General features: G+C 44.9%; 18 protein-coding genes. 9 read left to right on the plus strand and 9 right to left on the minus strand.

The features are described from left to right. Positions 1-63: 63 nt before the first annotated feature. Positions 64-861: an SDR family oxidoreductase gene (locus AC07NA_RS00475; protein ID WP_494894718.1), complete on the minus strand. Its 798-nt coding sequence runs from the start codon at positions 859-861 to the stop codon at positions 64-66. A gap of 128 nt (positions 862-989) precedes the next feature. Between AC07NA_RS00475 and AC07NA_RS00480 the strand changes: the two genes are divergently transcribed. From AC07NA_RS00480 to AC07NA_RS00510, 7 genes are all read left to right on the plus strand, one after another. Beyond that, positions 990-1349 (plus strand): winged helix-turn-helix transcriptional regulator, encoded by a 360-nt coding sequence (locus tag AC07NA_RS00480; protein WP_494894719.1) that lies wholly within the window; start codon positions 990-992, stop codon positions 1347-1349. Positions 1350-1503: 154 nt separating this feature from the next. Beyond that, a complete protein-coding gene (locus tag AC07NA_RS00485) occupies positions 1504-1881 on the plus strand; it encodes a hypothetical protein (RefSeq protein WP_494894721.1) in 378 nt (125 codons plus the stop codon). Between the two features lie 118 nt (positions 1882-1999). After that, positions 2000-6364: a CusA/CzcA family heavy metal efflux RND transporter gene (locus tag AC07NA_RS00490; RefSeq protein WP_494894722.1), complete on the plus strand. Its 4365-nt coding sequence runs from the start codon at positions 2000-2002 to the stop codon at positions 6362-6364. 18 nt (positions 6365-6382) lie between these two features. Beyond that, positions 6383-7513 (plus strand): efflux RND transporter periplasmic adaptor subunit, encoded by a 1131-nt coding sequence (locus tag AC07NA_RS00495; protein WP_494894723.1) that lies wholly within the window; start codon positions 6383-6385, stop codon positions 7511-7513. A 144-nt stretch (positions 7514-7657) separates the two neighbouring features. Beyond that, on the plus strand, positions 7658-7957 hold the full coding sequence (locus AC07NA_RS00500; RefSeq protein WP_345209649.1) for an ArsR/SmtB family transcription factor: 300 nt from the start codon (positions 7658-7660) through the stop codon (positions 7955-7957). Between the two features lie 14 nt (positions 7958-7971). Further along, positions 7972-9078 carry an NADH:flavin oxidoreductase gene (locus tag AC07NA_RS00505; protein ID WP_494894725.1) on the plus strand — a complete coding sequence of 369 codons (1107 nt, stop codon included), beginning with the start codon at positions 7972-7974 and terminating at the stop codon, positions 9076-9078. Positions 9079-9093: 15 nt separating this feature from the next. Further along, positions 9094-10107 carry an LLM class flavin-dependent oxidoreductase gene (locus AC07NA_RS00510; protein WP_494894727.1) on the plus strand — a complete coding sequence of 338 codons (1014 nt, stop codon included), beginning with the start codon at positions 9094-9096 and terminating at the stop codon, positions 10105-10107. Between the two features lie 189 nt (positions 10108-10296). On the opposite strand, the gene AC07NA_RS00515 is transcribed toward AC07NA_RS00510, so the two are convergent. The 3 genes from AC07NA_RS00515 to AC07NA_RS00525 all read right to left on the minus strand — a co-directional run bounded on the left by AC07NA_RS00515 (position 10297) and on the right by AC07NA_RS00525 (position 12457). Beyond that, a complete protein-coding gene (locus AC07NA_RS00515; RefSeq protein WP_494894729.1) occupies positions 10297-11190 on the minus strand; it encodes an SDR family oxidoreductase in 894 nt (297 codons plus the stop codon). A gap of 220 nt (positions 11191-11410) precedes the next feature. Further along, complete coding sequence (locus AC07NA_RS00520; RefSeq protein WP_494894731.1) at positions 11411-11869, minus strand: MaoC family dehydratase; 459 nt, start codon at positions 11867-11869, stop codon at positions 11411-11413. A 129-nt stretch (positions 11870-11998) separates the two neighbouring features. Continuing rightward, a complete protein-coding gene (locus tag AC07NA_RS00525) occupies positions 11999-12457 on the minus strand; it encodes a GNAT family N-acetyltransferase (protein WP_494894733.1) in 459 nt (152 codons plus the stop codon). A gap of 234 nt (positions 12458-12691) precedes the next feature. Here AC07NA_RS00525 and AC07NA_RS00530 point away from each other — a divergent pair, with 234 nt between their 5' ends. Then, positions 12692-15220, plus strand: a complete 2529-nt coding sequence (locus AC07NA_RS00530) for a beta-L-arabinofuranosidase domain-containing protein (RefSeq protein WP_494894735.1) — start codon at positions 12692-12694, stop codon at positions 15218-15220. A 173-nt stretch (positions 15221-15393) separates the two neighbouring features. On the opposite strand, the gene AC07NA_RS00535 is transcribed toward AC07NA_RS00530, so the two are convergent. The 5 genes from AC07NA_RS00535 to AC07NA_RS00555 form a co-directional block, all read right to left on the minus strand. After that, complete coding sequence (locus AC07NA_RS00535; RefSeq protein WP_494894737.1) at positions 15394-15705, minus strand: hypothetical protein; 312 nt, start codon at positions 15703-15705, stop codon at positions 15394-15396. Positions 15706-15707: 2 nt separating this feature from the next. After that, positions 15708-17255, minus strand: coding sequence for a S10 family peptidase (locus AC07NA_RS00540; protein WP_494894739.1), 1548 nt, complete (start codon positions 17253-17255; stop codon positions 15708-15710). A 255-nt stretch (positions 17256-17510) separates the two neighbouring features. Next, complete coding sequence (locus AC07NA_RS00545; protein ID WP_494894740.1) at positions 17511-17990, minus strand: hypothetical protein; 480 nt, start codon at positions 17988-17990, stop codon at positions 17511-17513. A gap of 185 nt (positions 17991-18175) precedes the next feature. Further along, positions 18176-18616, minus strand: coding sequence for a DoxX family protein (locus AC07NA_RS00550; RefSeq protein ID WP_494894742.1), 441 nt, complete (start codon positions 18614-18616; stop codon positions 18176-18178). Between the two features lie 128 nt (positions 18617-18744). Continuing rightward, entirely contained in the window at positions 18745-19566 is an 822-nt protein-coding gene (locus tag AC07NA_RS00555; RefSeq protein ID WP_494894743.1) for a helix-turn-helix domain-containing protein, read from the minus strand. A gap of 61 nt (positions 19567-19627) precedes the next feature. Here AC07NA_RS00555 and AC07NA_RS00560 point away from each other — a divergent pair, with 61 nt between their 5' ends. Beyond that, positions 19628-20968, plus strand: coding sequence for a TolC family protein (locus AC07NA_RS00560; protein WP_494894744.1), 1341 nt, complete (start codon positions 19628-19630; stop codon positions 20966-20968).

A 20968-nucleotide genomic window follows, 5' to 3' on the forward strand; every position in this document is an offset into this window, starting at 1 on the left:
AGCCCCGGCCTTGTAACAAAACCGGGTGCTTTTTAAAATAGTATTGCCGCTTTTATTTGTTACCTATTTAACAACCGGAAAATTACCGCCGTCAATAAAGTAATTAGCGCCGGTAATATAAGAGGCCTTAGGCGAAACCAAAAAATGAACTAACTCAGCTGTTTCTTCCGGTTCTGCCATTCTTCCCAAAGGTACCCCGCCAACTCTGTTAAAAAGGTTTTGGGTCATCGCTTCAACAGTAATTCCTGCACTTTTAGCTAATTCTGTTAAAAAGGTGGCCATCGCTTCCGTTTTGTTTAAACCCGGTGATACGGTCACTACTCTTACACCTTGTGGGCCGGTTTCATCAGCCAGCGCTTTACTGTAAGCATTTAACGCGGCTTTGGCAGCACTGTAAGCCATGGTTGATTCCCATATAGGGAACTGGCCGCTTGTAGAAGAGATATGGATAATAACACCACTTTTTTGTTCAAGCATTTTGGGCAACAAGGCGCGGTCTAAACGTACGGACGATAGCAGGTTTACTTGCAAGGCCTGATCCCAATGTTCGTCTGTCAATGTGCCAAATCCTCCGCCGGGAAAAGTATTCGCGCCCATGTTGTTAACCAGTATATCAACCCCGTCAAATAAGGTGTTGATCTCATCGGCAACCTTAGCAACATCTGCCGGTAACGAAAGATCTGCCGCTATAAAATGATATTTCGAATCGGTTTCTTCCGGCTGATTGCGGGCTGTTATGATAACCTTGGCCCCGGCTTTTTCCAGTCTGTTTGCTATGGCTTTTCCAATGCCTTTAGTGCCGCCGGTTACTAATGCTATTTTCCCTTCAAGGTCTGTGTATTCACTTTGTTGATTGTTCATTTCGTTATATTAATTACTTTTGTTTCGCAAAGTAACTAAAGCAAATGCGGGCATTTTAAATTCTGCGCCATATTGTTGGTTACATGGTAGTAACTAAAGGTGAAAAACTGGTAACATATAGGTAACTAATGAGAAAAATGCTGCAAAACCCGGAGAACTGCGCGGTGGTACGCACGGTTGGCTACATCGGTGGTAAGTGGAAACCGATCATCCTGATCAGGCTGCTAACAGGCGGGCAGGTGCGTTTTGGCAAACTGGCTGTGCAAATGCCGGATATCTCCCGAAAAATACTTAGCCAGCAATTGAAAGAGCTGGAAGAGGATGGCCTGATCATTCGTCACAGCTATATGGAAAAGCCGCCGCGTGTTGAATACGAACTGAGTGAGCGTGGCAAAACGCTTATCCCGGTTTTAAAGGCCATGTATGATTGGGGCGTGCAAATGGAAGACCCCGCAACAAGAGGTACCTGGGAGCCTGTTGTTGTGTAAGCGGATATCAGCTGAAATATATGAATGATCATTCAGCGGAATTGGGCCGCTATATGATTTATTTTAAGGTTATCAGTAACAATTGATTGTAACGAGTTTATTTCACCAAGCGCCGCAGCTTGCAAAGCTCGTTATATGTGCTATTTTTGCCCTTGTGAAAAAGGTATGCATTTACATCCTGTTTCTTTTAATTGTTGCCGACAACACCGCTTTGGACCAGTTGCTGAAACTCCCTGTGTTATTTCAGCACTATGTGGAGCATAAACAACGCGATAGTAAAGTTAGCCTGATAGAATTTTTATCAATGCATTACTGGGGCGATGACCTTAACGACAATGATAACGACAGGGATATGCAGCTTCCCTTTAAAAAGTTTGATGCCCATCCGTCGCATTTATTGTTCTTCCCGATAATGAGGGTGGTTACTTGCAAGCCTCCTTTTAACCCGCTTACAATAAGTGCTCCGCGCTATCAGCATAATCATCACCTTAATCCCGCGCTTTCTGCCTTGTTCAGGCCGCCCTGTGCTTGAATTGCAATACTATTAGTTTATTAATTTTTATCAGCTACTGCATTTAAATGGCTTCACCGTTTCTATATGCTTGTGGTTTATGCTGATAATTCCTTGCAATTCATTTTAACAGCAAATCATGTTGAATAAGATCATTCAATTTTCAGTTAATAACAAACTGGTAATTGGCATATTCATGGCGTTGTGGGTTATATACGGTATTTTTGAAGTAAGCCGTTTACCTATTGATGCCGTACCCGATATCACCAATAATCAGGTACAGATAATAACAACCGCGCCTGCCCTTGGCGCGCAGGATGTAGAACGTTTAATTACCTTCCCGATTGAGCAGGCCATGAGCAACATACCCGGCCTTAAAGCCAGTCGAAGCTTATCGCGGTTTGGTTTATCGCTCATAAGCGTAGTATTTGATGACGATGCCGATGTATACTGGGCACGCCAGCAGGTAACAGAGCGTTTGCAACAGGTTGACATTCCCGACAATGCCAGCAAACCCGAACTGGCCCCGGTAACCACAGGCTTAGGCGAAATTTACCAATACGTGGTAAGGCCTCAAAAGGGCTATGAAGATAAATATACACTGGCCGATTTGCGCACCATACAAGATTGGATCATCCGCAGGCAGTTGCTGGGTACCAAAGGCGTGGCCGATGTATCCACTTTCGGCGGTGAGTTGAAGCAGTACGAAGTTGCCGTTAACCCCACGCAGCTCAAGGCGATGAACATCACCATCAGCGATGTTTTTAACGCCCTGCACAGCAACAACCAAAACACAGGCGGTGCTTATATTGAAAAAGGGCCAACGGTATTATACATCCGCAGCGAAGGATTGGCCGGCAGTATTCCTGATATTGAAAACATAGTGGTTAAAACCACAACCGGCGGCACACCTGTACTTATCAGGAATATCGCTTCCGTAAAAATTGGCGCGGCCACTCGTTACGGCGCACTTACTTACAACCATACCGGCGAAGTGGCGGGCGCTATCGTAATGATGTTGAAAGGCGAAAATTCATCGCAGGTAATAAAAAACGTAAAGGAAAAGATAGAGCAGATTCAAAAGATACTGCCTAAAGGCATTGTGATAGAACCATTTTTAGATCGTACTAAAATGGTGAACAATGCCATTGGTACCGTAGAGCATAACCTGCTTGAAGGCGCGCTTATAGTAGTGCTGGTGCTGGTAATATTTTTAGGCAACCTGCGGGCCGGGCTCATCGTGGCTTCGGTGATACCCTTATCTATGCTGTTTGCCATTATCATGATGAACACATTTGGGGTGAGCGGCAACCTGATGAGTTTGGGCGCGCTTGATTTTGGCTTGATTGTAGATGGCGCGGTAATTATTGTTGAGGCTATTTTACATCATATCCATTTTTCCAAAAAATACGCGGGGATAAACAATATATCGCAGGACGAGATGAACAAGGAAGTTTCGGGCTCGGCATCGCGTATGATGAACGCGGCTGTTTTCGGGCAAATCATTATCCTTATCGTTTACCTGCCAATACTATCCTTGCAGGGCATTGAGGGCAAAATGTTTAAACCGATGGCGCAAACTGTGGCTTTCGCCATTATGGGGGCCTTTATTTTATCGCTCACCTATGTACCGATGATAAGCTCGTTATTCATCAGTAAAAAGATCAGTCATCAGCCTAACATATCCGATAGGGTAATGAGCCGGATAGAAGGCTTTTATCAGCGTTGGTTAACCAAAGCCCTGCTGTACCGCAAAATGGTGGTAAGCACAGCGGTTGCCTTGTTTGCCATCGCGGTATTTATGTTTATGCAGATGGGGGGCGAGTTTATTCCGCAGTTAGAGGAGGGGGATTTTGCCGTGGAAACCCGTTTGCTGGTGGGTACAAACCTCAGCACTACGACTAAAACCATACAGCAAATTTCAAAGCTGTTAAAAGATAAGTATCCCGAAGTACAAAAAATAGTATCGCGTATTGGCAGTGCCGAAATACCAACCGACCCGATGCCTATTGAAGGCGGTGACATGATCATCGTATTAAAGGATAAAGGTGAATGGACGAGCGCGGAAACATTTCCGGAAATGGCTTCAAAAATGGCGGTTACCGTACAGGAGGCTATACCGGGTGTTACCATGGGCTTCCAGTTTCCGGTACAGATGCGCTTTAACGAACTAATGACCGGTGCCAAGCAGGATGTGGTATGTAAAATATATGGCGAAGATCTCAACAGCCTGTCGCGTTATGCCAACCAGATAGGAAACATTAGCCGGACGGTTGATGGCACCGCCGATTGGTATGTAGAAAAGGTGACGGGTATGCCGCAAATAGTTATCAGGTATAACCGTGGCGAAATAGCCAAATTCGGGCTGAATATTGATGAGGTGAACCGTACGGTGAATGCCGCCTTTGCAGGCGCGGCCGCAGGGCAGATCTACGAAGGTGAAAAACGGTTTGACCTGGTAGTACGCGTTGGCAGCGAGGCGCGCAAAAACCTGAGCGATGTACAAAACCTGCTGATATCAACCCCAACCGGCAACCAGATCCCGCTATCGCAACTGGCATCAGTTGATGAAATTGAAGGTCCTAATCAAATCCAGCGTGAAGATGCCAAACGCCGCATCGTAGTTGGCTTTAACGTACGGGGAAGAGATGTGCAGTCGATTGTAGAAGAATTGCAGCAAAAAATAAACGCGAAGGTGAAGTTTGCCCCCGGTTACTATGTTACCTATGGCGGCGCGTTTGAAAACCTGCAACAAGCCAAAAAACGTTTAACAATTGCTGTACCGGTGGCTTTGCTGCTCATTTTTGTGATGTTGTATTTCGCGTTTTCATCTGTAAAAGAGGGGGCGCTTATTTATACGGCTATCCCGCTTTCGGCCATTGGCGGCGTGTTCGCGCTGGCCTTACGTGGTATGCCTTTCAGTATATCGGCAGGGGTAGGGTTTATCGCTTTGTTCGGTGTCGCGGTTTTAAATGGTATCGTATTGATATCCGAATTTAACCGGATAAAAAAAGAAGGCAAGGTTTTAGATAGCCTGCAACTGGTTATGGAGGGCACACGCAATCGACTGCGCCCGGTATTAATGACGGCGGCCGTAGCCTCATTAGGGTTTTTACCCATGGCCTTAAGCAATGGCGCGGGTGCCGAAGTGCAGCGTCCACTGGCAACCGTAGTAATAGGCGGACTAATGACCGCTACCTTATTGACTTTATTTGTACTGCCTGCCTTGTACCTGCTTTTTGAAGGTAAAAGAAAGATAAAGCCAAGCCAGGCAGTTATTATAATTGGTCTGTTCCTGTTCACCATCCCGGTGGCAAATGCCCAGCAAGCACCCAAGCCTGTTGGTTTGAATGATGCCGTTAACATAGCCTTGAGCCGTAATTTGCAAGTGCAGGGAGCAGTGTTAAACGAACAGAACGGTAAACTGCTGCAAAAAACGTCCTTCGATGTAGCCAAAGCGCAAATTACCGGCGATTACGGCCAGATCAATAGCGTGTTAAATGATACCCGGATCGGTATTAGCCAGTCGATTAACTTTCCTACGGTTTACAGTAATCAAAAGAAATCATTACGTGAAAATTACCTGGGGGCGCAAGCGCAAACACAGGTAATACAGCTCGATATTAAAACAAAGGTGCGCCGCTTGTTTTACGAGGTTGTTTTGCTGAAAGAAAAGAAAAAGCTGCTGCAATATGCCGACAGTATTTATACCCTGTTTGGCGAACGATCAGAACTACGCTTTAAGGTAGGTGAGAGCAATATTCTGGAGAAAACAACGGCGCAATCGCACCGCCAGCAAATAAGCAACCAGCTTAACATGTTGAATAGCGATATTGATGTTACCATTAAACAATTTAACTTTTTATTGCAGGATACCGTGTACCGCATACCGGTTACCGATAGTATACAACTACCATCGGCCCCGTTTTTAACCGCGGCTTCCTCGGTTGACGAACTGCCGCAAATTAAAGTTTCACAGCACCAGGCCGAAGCCGCCCGCTGGAACTGGCGAACCGAAAAGGCCCGGCTGCTGCCCGATCTTTTGGTAGGTTATAATAACCAAAGCATAGCCGGTAACCAGGTAGTGCAGGGTCAGGATACTTATTATGGCACCGGCAAGCGCTTTAACTATGTAAACGTAGGTATCGGCATTCCTCTGTTCTTTGGTGCGCAGTCAGCAAAGGCATCGGCAGCCAAGGTGCAGTGGCAAATGGCTCAAAAACGTACCGAATACCTTGAACTGCAAGCCCGTACTGATCTGGAGAACCGTACACAACAGGTGCGCAAATATCTGTCGGCCTTAAATTATTATCAAAAGCAGGGGCTTGCCAATGCTGCACTCATCATTACCACTGCCGATAAACAATTTGTGGGCGGCGATATCAACTACCTGCAATGGGTAATACTGGTTGACCAGGCCATTGGTATTCGCAACGAGTATCTGGACAACCTTAGTAATTACAACCAGGCGGTAATACAACTGCAAAAACTGAACAATCAATAAACAAAGCATCATCATTATATGAAAAAATATATAACACTTTGCATAGCCACCATAGCGCTGGCCTCATGCACAGGCGAAAAACAAAAGGAAGATACTACGGAAAAAGAACCGGATACCACCTTGGTAACGCTTACCGCGGTGCAAATAAAAAACGCGGGTATTGTAACAGGCAGCCCGGTGATGAGCAAGGTTAACGGCTCTTTAAAATTGCAGGGTACTATTGATGTACCACCGCAAAGTACGGTTAGCGTGAGTTTCCCTTTGGGGGGGTATTTAAAAAGGACCGACCTGTTGCCCGGCATGCACGTTAAAAGAGGTATGATATTGGGTGTGCTGGAAGATATTCAGTTTATCCAACTGCAGCAGGATTATCTATCGGCTAAAGAGAAATTCAACTTCCTGGAAACGGAATATAAACGCCAGCAGGAACTGAACGCCAGCAAGGCCAGTAGTGATAAGGTATTGCAACAAGCCCGCACCGAAATGGAAACCCAACGGATCAATATGCTTTCTTTGGCTCAAAAGCTCGAACTTATAGGTATCAACCCGAGGCGATTAAACGCGTCGAACATTTCAAAAAGCGTAAATATATTATCGCCTATTGATGGTTTTGTAAGTAAGGTAAATGTAAATATCGGTAAATACACTTCACCTACCGATGTATTGTTTGAACTGGTTAATCCTAAAGATATACACTTGGGATTAAAGGTTTTTGAAAAAGACGTGCGCTCGCTTTCTATCGGGCAAAAGGTAATTGCTTATACCAATGACAAACCCGACCAAAAGTTTGAAGCCGAGATCATCCTGATAAGTAAAAACCTTGATGAAGACCGGATGGCCGATGTGCATTGCCACTTCGAAAAATTTGAACCGTTGCTATTACCCGGTATGTTTATGAATGCCGAGGTAGAGGTAAATAACGCCACGGCGTTGGCCGTAAATGAAGACGCGGTAGTAAGGTGGCAGGATAAGTTTTACGTATTCGCCGATAATGGGAATAACGCTTTTAAAATGCAACCGGTAATTACCGGCAACACACATAATGGCTTGCAGCAAATTACCGGCAGTGGTATTTCGGCAGATAGTAAACTGGTTACCAAAAACGCTTACGCCTTGTTAATGAAATTGAAGAACAACGCGGAAGAATAGTATAATAAGAGGGAGCGACACACGTCGCTCCCTCTTATTATTTAGCCCCTAAAAATGTTGAATGGTTATAAGGGCAAGATCATCATTGAGTCATATAAAATTCTTTTATTGGTATATCGGGAAAAGTCGATATATGTTTGTGGTATGGATCAGGTAGAGATATTTAAAGCGCTTTCCAACAAAACACGTTTGCAAATACTGAACTGGCTCAAAGAACCGGAACTGAATTTTCCGGGGCAATTGGCCTATGGTTTTGATGATGGCGTATGTGTGGGGGCAATCCAGCAAAAGGTGGGCTTAACCCAATCCACCGTATCCGAGTATTTAACCATACTGCAACGCGCGGGGCTTGTAAAGTCTACCCGTAAAGGCCAGTGGACATATTATCAAAGAAACGAGGAAGCATTTGCCGCTTTAAGTCAGCTGATCCAATCTGATATTTAATTAAAGATATTTTTATGAGTACAAACAGTTTATTTGAGCCATTCCGCTTAAAATCGTTAAATATTAAAAACCGTATTGTAATGGCGCCCATGACGCGCTCGTTCTCACCAAACGGAATACCTACCGATCAGGTAGCGGCTTATTATCAAAAACGTGCCGAGGGAGAAGTTGGTTTGATCCTTTCTGAAGGTACGGTGATTGAACGTGTTTCTTCATCAAACGATGCTAACATTCCGCACTTTTACGGTAAGGAGGCATTGGCCGGCTGGCAAAAGGTAATTAATGGTGTGCACAGTGCCGGTGGCAGCATGGGGCCGCAAATATGGCACATGGGTATAATGGATAACCACCATTCAGGCTGGCTGCCCGGGCAACCTTTTGAAGGCCCGTCGGGTTTAAACAGGCCGGGAAATAACAATGGAAATACCATGACCGATGCTGATATAGCAGACGCGATAGCCGCTTATGGCCGCGCAGCCGCTGATGCCAAACGCCTGGGTTTTGATTGCGTTGAACTACATGGCGCGCATGGCTACCTTATAGACCAGTTTTTTTGGGAAGGGACTAACGAACGCACCGATGTTTACGGTGGTAAAACACTGGCCGAGCGCAGCCGCTTTGGTATAGAAGTGATAAAAGAAGTACGTAAACAGGTAGGGGAAGACTTTGCGGTTATCATCCGCTTATCACAATGGAAACCTGCCGACTATACCAACCAACTGGCGAAAATGCCGCAGGAAATGGAAGCCTGGCTGAACCCGCTGGCAGATGCCGGGGTGGATATTTTCCACTGTTCACAACGCCGTTTCTGGGAGCCTGAGTTTGAAGGCTCTGATCTTAACTTTGCAGGCTGGGCTAAAAAACTGACAGGTAAAGCTACTATCACCGTAGGTTCAGTTGGTTTAACAGGCGAGTTTTTGGCGGCATTCGGCGGTGAAAGCTCACAACCGAGTTCGTTAGATGAACTGATGCGCCGTAAGGATCGTGGTGATTTTGATTTGGTAGGCGTAGGCCGCCCTTTGCTGTCCGATCCGCATTGGGTACAAAAGATCCGTGATGGTCGTACATCTGAATTGAAAGGCTTTACCAAAGCTGCTTTGGGTGAATTAGTGATGGAATAATTAATAGTATACAAAATGGCTTCAAAGCAATTAAAAGATATAGTGTATTCCGTGCTCGACCTCGCCACTGTGGTGCAGGATAAAACACCGGCTGATACTTTCAGAAACAGTATGGCGGTAGCGCAGCAGGCAGAACAATTGGGCTATACCCGTTATTGGTTTGCCGAGCACCACAACATGCCAAGCGTGGCCAGTTCGGCCCCGCCGGTGTTGATAGGTTATATAGCGGGCGGTACAAAAACTATCCGGGTAGGTTCGGGCGGTGTTATGCTGCCCAATCACGCGCCCCTGGTGGTTGCCGAACAGTTTGGTACATTGGCCACTTTATACCCTGATCGTATCGACCTTGGTTTAGGCCGTGCTCCGGGTACCGACCAGGTTACGGCGTACGCCATCCGCGGAGAGAATATGCATGCTGCGAATAATTTTCCGAAGGATGTAGCACGTTTGCAAACACTTTTTTCGGCCGATAACTGGGATGGTAAAGTACGCGCAAATCCCGGCGAGGGGCTGGATATTCCGATATGGATATTAGGCTCAAGTTTGGATAGCGCGCGTTTGGCGGCAGAGAAAGGATTGCCTTATGCCTTCGCCAGTCATTTCGCCCCGGCGTATTTTTTAGAGGCGATTAAGTTATATCGTGAAAACTTTAAACCATCGGCGCAATTGCAATCGCCATATGTGCTGGCATGTGTAAACGGAGTAGCCGCTGATACCGATGAGGAGGCTGAACGCCTTGCTACTTCAGTTAAACAGCTTTTTATAGGTGTGGTAACGGGCAAACGCACTTTGTTGCCGCCGCCTGTTGATAGCATGGATGATGTTTGGAATTTTTATGAACAGGAAGCAGTAGAGCAAATGCTGCACTACTCGTTCATCGGCAGCCCGCAAACAATTAAAAATGATCTTAAAAACTTCATAGACTATACACAGGTTGATGAACTGATGATCACCTCACATATTTACGATCATGAGGCAAGAATGCGCTCTTATCGCATTTTTGCAGATATTTTGAAATATGAGGATTAATATATCTCTAACAATTTCGGCCTTTACAGCTGATTTGTAATGGGATTGTAGTAAAGGCATCACCCTAAAAGTAGAGTGGTAAGTATATCAAAAAAGGTCACGGAAAGCATATTTCCGTGACCTTTTTTGTTTGAGTATAAAGGCAATGTTGTTCGCCGAAAACTATGTGACGATTTTACGGGAGTGTCTTTACACTGCCGAATAAATGCCTTGTTCCAAATCGGTAAGCAGGCCCTGTTGTTTCGGGTGCCAGTTTAGCCATTGCTGTGTTAGTTTGCTTGATGCAGGGCAGTCGATAGCGGCGAAGCCTGAAAACCAGCCAAATTGTTCAGCAGCTTCTTCGGCAGGTACTGATATAACCGGGATATCCAGTTGTTTACCTATTGCCTCGGCTATTTCCTTAAAATCGATAGCTTCTTCATCAACCGCGTGAAACCGTTTACCGGGTTCGGCGTTTTCAAGCGCAAGCCTGTACAAACGGGCAGCATCCAACCTGTGTACCGCGTTCCATCTGTTTTTGCCTTCGCCAATATATGCCGAGGTTCCTTTCTGGCGTGCGATATTGATCAGCATTGGCACAAAGCCATGTTTGTCATCATCGCCATGTACCGATGGCGACAGGCGCACAACCGAAGCGCGTACGCCCAGCGCGGCAGCGGCATCAGCAGCCTGTTCTGAAGCCCTTGGGAATGAAGGGTGATGCGGCGGGATGATGTCTTCGGTAGCAAGTTTGCCCGGGCTAACAAGCGCCGAGCCCGAGGTAACAAGCAGGGGCTTGTCGGACCCCACTAATGCAGCGGCGATAGTTTCGATGGCCAGTTTGTCTACTTCGCAAACCTCTTTAAACCGGCTGAAATCGTGAATGAAACCCGCATGGATCACCCCATCCGAAGCGGCGGTTCCGCTACGTAAACTTTCGAGATCTTCCAGATCACCCCGATGAACTTCTGCACCTGCAGCGATCAGTTTATCGGCTGAAGAATCTGAACGCGCCAGCCCCAAAACCTGGTGGCCGGCTTTTATTAGTTCCTGCACTACGGCAGTACCTACGAAGCCTGTAGCTCCTGTAACAAATACTTTCATGTTTTTAAATCATTTGATACTACAAAGTTGCAGGATGCAGAGGAAACGGATTTAGCCATATCTGCTTTTCACTTAGCCAAAATCCTATTACTTATATTGTATGATAAGGATTATCGCCCAATACGATAAAAGTATAAATGAATAAGGCAGCATTGAGTAGCTGCCTTATTCATTATAAAAAAGGTGTAAATTATTTCAGAAAATTTTGAAGAAACAATTATTAAATGAAGTGATATAAAAATACCACGTCGCCTGTGTAGGCGGGTTTAGCTTGATCTTTAATATTAAGGGTGGCTTCAATTACCACTTTGGTAGTACCTCTTAAATTAGCTATAGATTTTAGTTTGGCTTTTAGCTGAACCTCGTTATTTACCAATACAGCCTGGCCAAACTTGAAAGACTCGATGCCGTAATTGATCTCCATTTTAATGTTGCGTACATCAGCTATCTGTTTCCATAGGTATGGGATCAATGCTAACGTTAAATAGCCGTGCGCGATAGTTGATTTGAACGGGCCTTCTGTTTTTGCCTTTTCTTCATCTACATGTATCCATTGATGGTCTAAGGTAGCATCGGCAAACTTGTTAATTTGCTCCTGGTCTATCGTGTGCCATTGAGAAAAACCCATATCTTTCCCTAAATGCGAGGCGTATTCTTCGTAATTATTGATTGTCAGCATTCGTTATTATTTGTGGAGAAAGATAGTAACTATTATTTACGATAGGTAATATTAGTTTTTATGAGGTAAATAATACGCTGTATCTTAAGGGCGATGTACCTGAATTTGCTTGATATATACCAGGCAATATTAGTCACCCAAAACTTTCTTATAACACAAACTATCCGGTAAGCCTATGTATGGCCCGTATGCCGCTATACGATCATAGCCCGCTTTTTGATAAAGCGCTTGCGCCTCAAATTGTATTGAACCGGTTTCGAGCACGGCGACTGAATAACCTAATTCTATGGCCCAGTTTTCAAGTTCGGCCAGTACTAATGAACTGATGCGTTTGCCGCGGGCATTTTTGCGTACAAACATGCGTTTAACCTCAATGGTGCTATCGTCAAATATTTTAAAGCAGCCGCAACCGGCCGGTTCATCATCCAGGTAAGCTATAATAACAGTGTCTATCGGGGCTATTTTATTGTGCTGATCATAAATATCCATCATTTCGCCGTTGCGTTCGCGCAGGTCGATGTCGAGTTCTTTTATCAGCATTTGAAATTCGGCATCAGCGCTATTGGTTCGTTTTAAAGTAACAGCCATGCAACGAATATAGTACATTGCTATCATTTACTACAGATACAGGCGACTAATTACCCCATAGTTAAAGATATTACCGTCACGGTAAATTACCGATTTAGCTTGCCGAAAAACCATATATCGGCAATAATAACTGTATAATTATACTTACATTAGGTGCGTAAAAAGCTGACCGGCTACATAGTTTACAACAATGTGCCGTGTTTTTATCATCACCAATAAATACCATAACCAATAATGCCTGCATCTAACAGCATCAAATTTTTCCTTACGTTTTCATTATTTGTTTCGTGTACCGCGTTCGCGCAAAAAAGCAAATCTGTATACAGCTTCAATAAAGCCCCTTTAACTCCCGGTAGCGATGTTGAGCTTCCATTGGGCAGTATAAAGGCAAAAGGCTGGTTATTGAAACAACTGGAGTTACAGCGCGATGGCGCTACCGGCCATGCCGAGGAGCTTTATGCCGAAAATGAAAACCTGGGTGCCGGGTCCGACTGGTTGGGCGGTAAAGGCAGCGGCTGGGAGCGGGTGCCTTATTATGTTAAAGGTTTGGTGGCGTTGGCCTATACATTGGATGATGCCACGTTAAAAACAAAGGCAGAAAAATGGATCAACTGGACATTAGACCATCAACAAGCCAACGGCTGTTTTGGTCCGGAAGGAATGACGGACTGGTGGCCGCGTATGCCGATGATGTATGCCATACGCGATTATTATGAAGCCACCGGCGACAAACGCGTGATTGGCTTTTTTACACGTTACTTTAAATACGAACTGCAAAACCTGCCCACCAAGCCACTGAGCGAATGGAGCAGATCACGCACGGGTGACAACATTGAGATAGTTACCTGGTTATACAACAAAACCGGCGACAAATCATTACTTCAACTGGCCGATGTTTTGGTTAAACAAGCCTACCCATGGGCAGATATTTATACTAATAACCAGTTCTTTTATTTAGGTGATGATTTTCATACCAAACACATGGTAAGCGTGGGGCAGGCACTTAAATTCCCGGCTTTAAAATATGAATTAACAGGCAGTGCTTATGATAAAGAGGCCATGCGGAAAGGCATTGAGCACCTGATGCGTGATCATGGGCAGCCTGCGGGTATAGGTTCGGGTACGGAATTTTTGGCGGGTAAAAGCTCGGCGCAGGGTACCGAAACATGTACTGTAGTTGAGTGGATGCAAAGCCTGGAAACAGCCGCCCGTGTACTGCACGATGCCGCTATAGGCGACCGCTTAGAGAAGATAGCTTTCAATAATTTACCGGCGCAGTTTAGCCGCGATATTAAGGAGCACCTTTACTATACCATGCCTAACCAGGTTTTTTGTAAGTACGGCGATCTGTCATTCAACCAGGATTATATCGGCGGTATACTATTGAGCCCGTATTCGGGGATGGGATGCTGCCGTTATAATATGCACATGGGTTGGCCGTATTTTGTAAAAAACAGCTGGGCAGCAACACCCGATGGCGGTTTGGCTATTATAGCTTATGCCCCGGTAGAGGTGAACGCTACCGTTGCCGGCAACACAAAAGTTAATATCACCGAAGAAACCGATTATCCGTTTAACGATAAAATAACCCTGCGTATTAAACTTGCCAAAGGAGCCGCGTTCCCGTTAAAGTTACGGATACCGGGCTGGTGTAAAAATGCCTCGGTTACGGTTAACGGCGCTAAAGTTAGCGGCATTAAAACAGGCGAAATATTTTCGTTGAACAGGCAGTGGAAAGATAAAGACGAAGTGGTACTGCACTTCCCGATGGAGTTGAGCAGCAGCGCGCAGGTAAATAACTCGGTGAGTATAGAACGCGGCCCGTTAGTATACGCGCTTAAACTGGATGCCGAATATTTTTCGAGACAAGAGCATACTGTAAAAGGCTTTCATGATTATGAGGTATTTCCTAAGAGCGCCTGGAACTATGGCCTTCTGTTAGATACTGCCAATATCAAAAATTCAGTAAAAGTAGAAACGGCTGCCATGCCCGAAAATCCTTTCGACGCGCAGAAACAGCCAATCACGCTAAAAGTAAAAGCTCAAAAATTACCCAACTGGACCGTAGCCTACAATGGCATGTACTCGTTTGATGTACCTTACGGGCCGCTGCTAAGCGATCAAAAAACCGAAGAAGTTAGCCTGGTGCCTTACGGCACCGAAAATATCCGCATCTCTTGTTTCCCGCAAATAGGCAAACCGGCACCGGCTAAGCAAAGCTATTCAGCCAATTTTGATAAAGGCGAAATGTTAGGCTGGGTATATTACGGCGGCGGTTGGTACGTGCGCGATGGTGCTTTGGTATCCGGCTCAAACTCGGGTTCGGGCGATGGCGCGCAAGGTCCTAAAATTGTAGTGCCGGGCGCCAGTTTCAAAAATTTTATTTACGAGGCTGATGTCGCTGTTACTTCAAAGGGTAATGCAGGTTTGATCTTCAGGGTATCAAACCCCGCGCCGGGAGCTAATAACTTTCAGGGGTATTATATAGGTATTAACGCGGGTGCGAACAGGGTAGAGGCAGGTAAGGTAGCCAATCAACGCTATACGCCAATTGCATCTGCCGGGAAAAATATAGCTGCCGATAAATGGTGCCACATCCGGGTAGAGGCAAGGGGCGGCGAATTTAAAGTTTTTGCAGGTGAAGACAGCACGCCTGTAGTTACCTTCCGGGATGCCGAATTTAACAATGGCGCTATTGGTTTCAGGGCCTATAACACCATTGCTAAAATGGATAATGTAAAAGTAGAGGCATTGCCCGATTGATAAGGCAATTCATAATTAAGCCTTAAAGAGCAGCAACTAAAGAATTATTTTAAGGGAATACTTTCAACCGGAACATCCCAATGCGCAAGCACTAATTCAAACCGTTGCTGCTCTTCTTTTTTATAAGCATCCTGATCGGGATAGAGTAGCTTTTTAAACGGGTCAACAATGCTTTAATCAAACGCAAGATGCTCGGTTTTAAAGGTAAGCGTCACTTTAAAATCCCAGCGGCTATCTTCGCTGCTGTGTAAAATAGGCGCTTCAGCTTTTATGCTGATCACGTCGCCTTTTTCCTGTAGTTTTTTAAGTAGCGGATAATGATTCTTCTTCCAAAGGGTGATAAACTCTTCGGCATGTCCCCATTTAATTTTGTAATAGTTCTCGATAGTTATTGGAGCCGATTGTACCGGTGCAGTTTGTGCGAAGCCCTTAAAGTTCCACGCCAGTAAAATGAACAATACAGGTAACAGGATTTTCTTTTTCATGATCAATTGATTTGAGGTAATGCACTTTGATAAAACTTTTCGCCATCAGCCTTAAATTTGGCATTGGCCGATTTGCTGATATAAACCATGTGGCCAGCCTTATAATAATTAATGCTGATGTTTTTACGTAAAGCAGCGTTTAAACCTAAATGGCTCACCACGTATTCGGTGGTGCTCACCGGGGTCGACAGGTCGTAATATCCACAGGCTATGCTTACTTTAAGGTTCGGATTTTTGGTCATAGCGGTTTTTAATGCTTCAGATACATCCAGGTAACGGTTCACGGCAACAGGCGCGTAGTTCCAGCTATCGGGACGACTGGTGGCTTCATAGCTTAAATCGTTCTTGTAATGCAGGCTGTTATCCGCATAAGTATTAAATGCCGAAACAAATAAACCCTTTAAATTGGTTTCGCTGGGGTCGTACGATATGGCCTGGTTGTCGCTCAAGTTATCACCGCTAAAACGGCTGTCAAACGAACCGATGGTTTTATCATTGCTGTTAAGGAGTTGATTGGTAAAACGGCTGTCGGTAATTCGTCCGTTTACTTTGCGGATGTATTCTTTACTTAAACCGGTGTAGTAATGCAAAGAATCGGTCACCTGTTGCGTTAATTGCGCCGATGCCGCATCGCCCTCATTTAAAAAGTAAGCGTATAACCGTTTAGAGAACGCCGAAGTCCTTTTGATCAGTTGATCGGGCGTAAGTTTTTGTAACTCGGGCGACAAACGGTTATAGTACTGCGCCGCCACCGCGTACGATGGCAGGTAATGTATATAAGGGCTCTCATTACCCGGTTGAAAATTGATGAGCTGATAATTCAATGCCGGTGAAATAAGCGTAATGCCATTAAGATACATATTGTAATGGTTTTGCAGATAGCCAGCCAAACCCACAGCCCGTGCCGCGCCATAACTTTCACCCGCTATAAATTTAGGGCTACCCCAACGGTAGTTTTGCTCAATGTACAGGCGTATAAATTCACCTACCGATTTAATATCCTCATTATAACCATAAAACTGTTTGGCATCAACACCCTTAGCCGGGCGGCTGTAACCTGTAGAAACCGGGTCGATAAAAACAAGATCGGTAAACTGTAGCCAGCTGCCATCGTTATCTTCATAACGGTAGGGAGGGGCAGGGGCATCGCCTTTATCATTTTTAAAGGCAACCCTTACAGGTCCCATAGCACCCAAATGCAGCCATATAGCCGATGAACCTGGTCCGCCGTTAAATACAAAAGTAACCGGTCGCGGCGCTTTATTAGCGGCACTATTGTTGGCCGAATAAGCCACGTAAAATATATTGGCCGAGGGTTTTCCATCCTTATCATTTACCGGCATGTATCCTGCTTTCGACTCATAGCTTAAGCTGCTGCCATTTACAATAAGGCTATGCTTAGTTACCGATAAACTGGAAGCCGCGCTCAAATTAGCCGTTACAGCGGGCTTGTTAACCAGCAAGGCTATTTGATGGCTTAACTTGTTCCATGAGCTATATAATAATGTGATTACGTTTAAGGCGATAACCACCAGGAAGTTCTTATTCACGTGTATTTACGTTTTATTCTTTTAACAGTACGGAGATTGGGCAATGGCCATTTTGCAGGCCGGGCAGGAGGAGAGGAGAAATACTTACATACAACAACACATCACCTCTGGTAGCAGGGGCATTCGCATGGAGCGCATGATGGTTATTTGTGTTTTGCTAAGCATTAATATATACTGTATGTTGCAGTGCCAGCAAATATAGGGAAAATATAAATCTATACAAATACTATAGACTTTATATTTTAATAGGTGTTTTTAGATCCTCGCGAAATCAATGATCCGCATTATTTCTGCACGATGCAGGGTGATCTGGCGGGTGAGGGCTTTTATCTCGGTATTATCCTTACGGCGGGCAAGGGCTGCTTTCCACTTTTCAGGATGATCTTTAACAGACCTTAAAAACTCGGGATAATAAACTAAGGTGTTTCTTTTTATTAGGGGATTGGCGGGTACGGTTTTGGTAAGTTTCAGCTTTTCTATCAGCGCGGATACGGTATTTACTGCTTCGGTATTTAATATATGGTAAACCCTGCGTGATGCTATTTCGTTATTGGCGTGTATTTTTCCTTGTTGGTGCAACAGGTAGTAGAGGTCGCCCATGGCCGCTATCAGCTTTACGTCGCTGGTAATATCGGTTAATTGTTCGCCGACGCATTTAAAGCTCTTCCAAAGAAAATTATTATTGGTGCGGGGTGAATACTGATCACCACATATTAAAGATAGTTCTACTCCCATTTAAATAACGATACCGGTCGGATGAATTGACATTTTAACAGCTATCGTTTTTTACGGAATAGGATATGGTTTTGTTACAGAAAATTAATACTAATTTCAACCGTTAATTAAAAAAGCCCGTCCTGCTTAATGCAGGAAAGGCTAACTGTTCTATCTAACATAAATTTAAATTCGGAGCCTCACAATTATGGCTTACTAATTAAGCTATCAACACTCCATTTATAATGGCCAATGCTTGCCAATAACAACCCCGCCCCGGTAAACACAAACACAGGATAGGCAAACGGCGCGCCGATGCTAAGAAATGTGGCCATGCAAATCCCGAAGGCGAAAGTGATAAAAGCTGCTCCGAATGCCATCCATTTAGTTTTAAAGCCGATTATCAGGCATACGCCAAATACAGCTTCGGCAGCAGTGGCAGTGAATCCCATAATATTGGCAAGGGAGGCATTTAAGAAAGGCATCAATGTATTGGTGTAAGCTACAAAATGCTGCCAATCGCCCCAAGCTACACCTGGTGTTCCGGGGGCGCCCATCCAGCTTATCCTGTCCATAACCGGTAAAATAAAGCCTATGCCCAATGCAAGGCGGGCAATTAATTGTGCTATTCCTGTTGAGTTATTCATTATAGTGATGTTTAGTGGCGGTAAAAGTAATGATGTTAGGTTAAGATTTGTATTATGAGTATAGCTGCTCAAAATGATTTACATGAACATGGCAATCTAAAGAATGATTTTATCAAAGCTTCAATCAGCTATTGATGCAACTGCCGAGCAAATTCTGAAGGGCGGGTTTTGGTGAGCTGATAGAAGATAGCACTGAATGCCGACACGCTGTTATATCCCAGCTCATAGGCTATTTCGCTGGCCGAAAGATCGTTTTGCTGCATCAGTTCGATGGCCTTTACCATGCGGAGCAGCTTGAAGTATTGCAAAAAAGAAGTGCTTAAAGTTGATTGAAACAAACGGGATAAAGTACGCTCGCTAAAGCCATTCGCTTCGCTAACCGCGGTAAGGGTTAATTGTTCAAACAGGTGCTTGTTCATGTATTTCAATACCGGGTTCATGCGGGTGTTTTCAGTTGTGGGTAAAACAATTGGGAAGGCATTCTTACTGATCTCCGGCAGAATGTTCTTTATCGCCGCCAAAAAATGGAAATCATGATCGTCGGGCATTACATCGCCGCTCCAGCGTTCGGAGTAACTTAGCATTTGCAATAGCAGGGTATTGATAGGATAGATGCCGCCCTTGCCATAAAACGGGTTGCCTGCATCATCGTGCGAGTAAAAGTAAATGGTTCGGGTAATAACCGATTTATGCATCTCCACAAAATGCTTTTGCCCGGCCGGGATCCATACATAATGGCGGGCCGGTATCACCAACGTTCTGTGCGGAAGGTGAATATAGGCTATGCCGCCTTCAATATAAATAAGCTGACCTTTATTGTGGCAGTGCTCGGGGTAACGAACCTCTGTTTTCCAATGTATTACGTAAACTGATTCGGGCACACGATCAATATCCCTGAAAAACTTTCGCGAGGTGGCATCGTCAATATTTTGGCCGGAATGAATAAACATTTGGCAAAAATAAATAAAAGTTCTTTTGGTGAAGTGCGGAAATTTGCACCATTGAAAAATCATGAACTTTAAAACGAAATACTTTGCCGCGCTGATGCCGGCAGTATTGGCCTTTTCGCCCGCCGGGGCAACGCGAATGCCAATAGATACCCCAAGAGAAATGCCCCTGACCCTTGCCCAGGTATGGCAAAAAGTTGAAACCAATAGCCGGGCGGTACAAATTAAGCAGCTTAAGATTGAAAGCAGTGCCGAGGCCATTAAAGATGCAAAAGCGGAACGCCTGCCCGACCTGGATATTAGCGGCGAATATGCCCGTGTGAGCAATATGCCGGTATTTGAGAATGGGCTGTTCCATACACCAAGCCAGTTTCCGGTACTGCATAATACTTATACAGTGGCAGCTGGTGCCTACTTTAATATTTATAATGGCAATAAGGTCAACTTAGGCATTGATGCCAGCAAAACCGAGAACCGCATTGCCGGAGAGCAAAAAAAGCAAACCGTATCCGAAACTAAATTACATGCCGCCGCCTACTACCTTGATATGGAACGCAGCCTGATATTTAAACAACTGTTGTTGCAGGACATTGCCGCGCAGGAAAAGCAGCTGGCGCAGATTCGTACGCTGCAAAAAAACGGTGTGATACTTAAAAGCGATGTGCTGCGTGCCGAACTTAAATTATCGCGCCAAAAACTTTCGCTGGTACAACTGGATAATGATCTGGCGATAGCCAACCAAAAACTGAATATACTGATAGGCCTGCCCGATGAGCAAAGGATAGATCCTGTTGAAGTATTGAAAACTGATTCGGGCAAAACAGCTACCTACCAGGATTACCTTGCCGATGCTGGCAGCAATGCCTATCAGATCAAAATATCTGAACAGGAAACAGAACTCAAGAAGCTACAACTGCGCAACATCCGTGCTAACGTATCACCCAAAATTGGTTTATTTGCCGATTATAAGTACAGCTATCCGCAGATACTTTTTTACCCGTACTCGGCTAATTTGTTTGGGTTAGGGTTTGCCGGGGTAAGGGCATCTTTTGATATATCTTCCTTTTATCATAATAAGCACAAGGCCAAAGAGGCAAAGCTTGAAGTAGAAAGCCAGGAAATTGAGCATGCCCAAACCGCCGATGTTATCAGGCAGCAGGTTAACGAAGCATTTTTACGGTACAAGGAGGCGCTAAACAGGGTAGAGGTTTCAAAAACCAATGTAAAACAGGCTACCGAAAACAGGCGCATTGTAAACAATACCTATTTCAATCAGCTGTCATTGATCACCGATCTGCTGGATGCCGATAACCAGTTGCTGCAAACCAAATTCGACCTTGCAGCGGCGCAAATCGCGGCACAACTCCAATACTTTCAATTACAAAACGTAACCGGGAAACTTTAA

The sequence above is a fragment of the Mucilaginibacter sp. GW821-FHT07G05 genome (assembly GCF_059418565.1).

What these genes read in the sequence shown, in the direction of transcription:
- AC07NA_RS00475 (WP_494894718.1), bottom strand. Translation starts at nt 861, where the DNA reads ATGAACAATCAACAAAGTGAATACACAGACCTTGAAGGGAAAATAGCA.
- AC07NA_RS00480 (WP_494894719.1), top strand. Translation starts at nt 990, where the DNA reads ATGAGAAAAATGCTGCAAAACCCGGAGAACTGCGCGGTGGTACGCACG.
- AC07NA_RS00490 (WP_494894722.1), top strand. Translation starts at nt 2,000, where the DNA reads ATGTTGAATAAGATCATTCAATTTTCAGTTAATAACAAACTGGTAATT.
- AC07NA_RS00495 (WP_494894723.1), top strand. Translation starts at nt 6,383, where the DNA reads ATGAAAAAATATATAACACTTTGCATAGCCACCATAGCGCTGGCCTCA.
- AC07NA_RS00500 (WP_345209649.1), top strand. Translation starts at nt 7,658, where the DNA reads ATGGATCAGGTAGAGATATTTAAAGCGCTTTCCAACAAAACACGTTTG.
- AC07NA_RS00505 (WP_494894725.1), top strand. Translation starts at nt 7,972, where the DNA reads ATGAGTACAAACAGTTTATTTGAGCCATTCCGCTTAAAATCGTTAAAT.
- AC07NA_RS00510 (WP_494894727.1), top strand. Translation starts at nt 9,094, where the DNA reads ATGGCTTCAAAGCAATTAAAAGATATAGTGTATTCCGTGCTCGACCTC.
- AC07NA_RS00515 (WP_494894729.1), bottom strand. Translation starts at nt 11,190, where the DNA reads ATGAAAGTATTTGTTACAGGAGCTACAGGCTTCGTAGGTACTGCCGTA.
- AC07NA_RS00520 (WP_494894731.1), bottom strand. Translation starts at nt 11,869, where the DNA reads ATGCTGACAATCAATAATTACGAAGAATACGCCTCGCATTTAGGGAAA.
- AC07NA_RS00525 (WP_494894733.1), bottom strand. Translation starts at nt 12,457, where the DNA reads ATGGCTGTTACTTTAAAACGAACCAATAGCGCTGATGCCGAATTTCAA.
- AC07NA_RS00530 (WP_494894735.1), top strand. Translation starts at nt 12,692, where the DNA reads ATGCCTGCATCTAACAGCATCAAATTTTTCCTTACGTTTTCATTATTT.
- AC07NA_RS00535 (WP_494894737.1), bottom strand. Translation starts at nt 15,705, where the DNA reads ATGAAAAAGAAAATCCTGTTACCTGTATTGTTCATTTTACTGGCGTGG.
- AC07NA_RS00545 (WP_494894740.1), bottom strand. Translation starts at nt 17,990, where the DNA reads ATGGGAGTAGAACTATCTTTAATATGTGGTGATCAGTATTCACCCCGC.
- AC07NA_RS00550 (WP_494894742.1), bottom strand. Translation starts at nt 18,616, where the DNA reads ATGAATAACTCAACAGGAATAGCACAATTAATTGCCCGCCTTGCATTG.
- AC07NA_RS00555 (WP_494894743.1), bottom strand. Translation starts at nt 19,566, where the DNA reads ATGTTTATTCATTCCGGCCAAAATATTGACGATGCCACCTCGCGAAAG.
- AC07NA_RS00560 (WP_494894744.1), top strand. Translation starts at nt 19,628, where the DNA reads ATGAACTTTAAAACGAAATACTTTGCCGCGCTGATGCCGGCAGTATTG.